A 2,985-nucleotide genomic window follows, 5' to 3' on the forward strand; every position below is an offset into this window, starting at 1 on the left:
AGATGAATTGGGAGTTTCAAAGCAACGAATTCAACAAATAATCGCCAAATTATCGCCAAGTAAAACGCCAAATAAGGATGGCAATAGATATGTTTTGAACGCTCGAGATGTTAAAAACATAAAGGAATCTATGGGTTTTGAAAATGACCAGTCACCAACAAGTGAATCGACAAATAGACTTGTCGATTATGATGTTTACTTAGATGTGATAAATTCGATAAAAGAAAAAGATGAACAGATAAAAAGTTTATTAGACGTTCAAAAACAAACACAAAATCTTCTGGATCAGCAACAACGATTGGCTTTGCAAGACAAAAAACTATTAGAAGAGTACAAAGCAGAAATCAAAGATTTGAAATCCTTAGCGATGCCGATTCGTGAGGATGAAAAAGATGTGTCACCCCAAAGTGAAACAGAACCAGCAGAAGCGCAAACTAAACCTAAAAAGTGGTGGCAATTTAAAAAACGAGGGCAAAAAAATGATTGATTCAAAAGTTATGGAGACAACAAAGTCCATTTTGAAAGATTTTGGTAACACCTATTTTTCAGATAAAGGCACTCTAAAGCGCAACAAAGTAATAGAAGACCTGGATGCTTATACACCTATGTTGATGAAGGCACTACTAGCTAATCAACTAATTCATGATACCTATACGGAATCAATTCTTATAGATGATAAAAGTGTAGAACTGTTTAAGCTAAACCAGTTTATTGAAATGTTTACGTATAAAGAATACTGGCAAGATAGCTATACAAAATTTGAGAATAAAATTGGCCTTACTGCTGGTGGTAAGTTCATTGATGAGACTGCTGATGTTGTGCTAGATTTTCCCTTCAAAGATACCGTTTTAAAAGCTGGTATGACGAAAGAAGATCAAAAAGATGCTGATGAACCTTTTTTACATGAAACGATAGCTAAGGCTGAAATTGATCAATTATTGGAGCCTAAAATATTTGTTAATGCTACTAAGTATGATCAAGAAAATTTAGACGGTGCACCAGTTGATACTTTTGAGGATAATAATTTGATTATCAAGGGAAACAACTTGATTGCATTGAATAGTTTGAAGAAACGTTATACAGGCTGTGTTAAATTGATTTATTTAGATGTTCCATATTTTTTTAAAAAGACGATTTCAGAGGATGCATTTAAATATAATTCAAATTTTCATCTTTCAGCATGGTTAACTTTCTTGAAAAATCGTTTGGAAATTGCGAAAGAGTTGCTATCCGAAAAAGGGTCAATTTGGATAAATATTTCTGAAGACGGTATGCATTATTTAAAAATTTTGGCTGATTCTGTATTTACCAATGATAAATTTGTTGGTACGATACCACGTAAAACTCGTAATGGTAAATCAGATGTTCCGTATAATTTATCTCAAGATTTTGACTGGATATTGGTGTATACTGCAGGATTTGAAAACGATGAAATTATTGGACGTCAAGTTAAACGTCAATATTTGGAAACTGAAGACTTTCCTAATAGGCCCTGGCGTAAGGCTGATATAACGAAACAGACAACAATTCAACAACGGCCGAACTCTAATTTTACAATGATAAATCCAAAAACGGGTAAGGAGTATCCTGTAAATCCTAAACGTTCTTGGGCAGTTGCTAAAGACACATTTCAAGAATGGTATGAAAATGGCGGCATAGGTTTCCCGGATGATTATGATTTCATGTCAGGTGATAGGCCGTTTCGACGTATTTTCAAAGATGAAGATGATGATAAAAATAAGTCCTCTGCTGTTTATTCTGATTTTTTACTCAAATTATATAGTGGGAAAACCGTTAATAAATTAGGTAATGATCAGATTGACAACTTGTTTGAGAGAAATGACTTTGATTATGCAAAGCCAGAGGAATTACTGAGTGAAATCATGAAAGTAACCACAACTGAACATGATATGGTCCTTGATTTTTTCATGGGATCTGCGACAACTCAAGCCGTCGCTATGAAGATGAAGCGACGCTTTATTGGGATTGAACAGATGGATTATATTAAAACTGTTTCTGTTGAACGCCTCAAAAAGGTGATTGCTGGCGAACAAGGTGGTATCTCTAAAGATGTTAATTGGCAGGGCGGCGGATCATTTGTCTATGCTGAATTGATGGAAAAAAATCAAGGTTATCTCAAAGATGTCCAACAAGCGGAAACAACGAAGCAATTAGAAGATGTCGTTAATCGCATGATTGAAGGTGGCGCTGATTTTGATTTCCGAGTCGATGTTGAAAAAGTCCTGCAAAATCCTGAATACCAAGCCATGTCATTGGCTGATAAAAAGCAGCTGATAGTCAAGGTCATTGATAAGAATCAGTTGTATTATGCGTACAGTGATATGGACGATTATAATGTACAAGAGCTGATGGCTGATAGTGATATTGCGTTTAATAAGAGCTTTTATGGGGAGCGTGATATGTAATGGCCAAAAAGAAAGCACGAGAACTTGTCTTACCAATTATTCATGAGATTAATGACTATACGAGTGATTTTTTAAAAAATGACGAACCCAGGCACGCCTTTGTTTATCCGGACTACATTAAGCACAATCTCAAGCATCAGTTACGTGATTATCAAAAGCAGTCACTATACAATTTGAATTACACGCAAAAGGATGCCAATGTTGCCAGTCGCTTTAATCAATTGTTATTCCATATGGCCACTGGTTCCGGAAAAACTGATGTGATGGCAGCTGATATGCTGTATTTTTACCATGAATTTGGCTATCAAAATTTTCTGTTTGTCGTTAATACAAACGCGGTGATTGCTAAAACCCGTGAAAACATGCTGAATGTTCAGTCACCAAAGTACCTCTTTTCACAACCACTCAATATTGATGGTACTCCGATTGAATTGCGAGAAGTCACCCGCTTTCCAACAAACAGTGAACCAGGCGTGATTTACTTGCGGCTAACAACGATCCAAACTTTAGCAAATGAATTAAATACACCACGCGAAAATGGTTTAACTTATGGTGATTT

The 2,985-nt window shown here is 35.6% G+C and carries 3 protein-coding genes; all 3 read left to right on the forward strand.

The window, feature by feature from the left end; translation table 11 throughout:
* Positions 1–487 (forward strand): hypothetical protein (locus tag EUI_RS10815; protein ID WP_010017108.1); only part of this gene is annotated, 487 nt, incomplete at its 5' end.
* Complete coding sequence (locus tag EUI_RS0107185) at positions 480–2,426, forward strand: DNA methyltransferase (protein WP_010017109.1); 1,947 nt, start codon at positions 480–482, stop codon at positions 2,424–2,426. The genes EUI_RS10815 and EUI_RS0107185, both read left to right, overlap by 8 nt.
* Positions 2,426–2,985, forward strand: a 560-nt coding sequence (locus EUI_RS0107190) for a DEAD/DEAH box helicase family protein (protein WP_010017110.1), incomplete at its 3' end; no start/stop codon positions are given. The genes EUI_RS0107185 and EUI_RS0107190, both read left to right, overlap by 1 nt.

Source organism: Leuconostoc gelidum subsp. gelidum KCTC 3527 (assembly GCF_000166715.1).
In the GTDB taxonomy this organism is placed as follows: Bacteria; Bacillota; Bacilli; order Lactobacillales; family Lactobacillaceae; genus Leuconostoc; species Leuconostoc gelidum.

What these genes read in the sequence shown, in the direction of transcription:
- EUI_RS0107185 (WP_010017109.1), top strand. Translation starts at nt 480, where the DNA reads ATGATTGATTCAAAAGTTATGGAGACAACAAAGTCCATTTTGAAAGAT.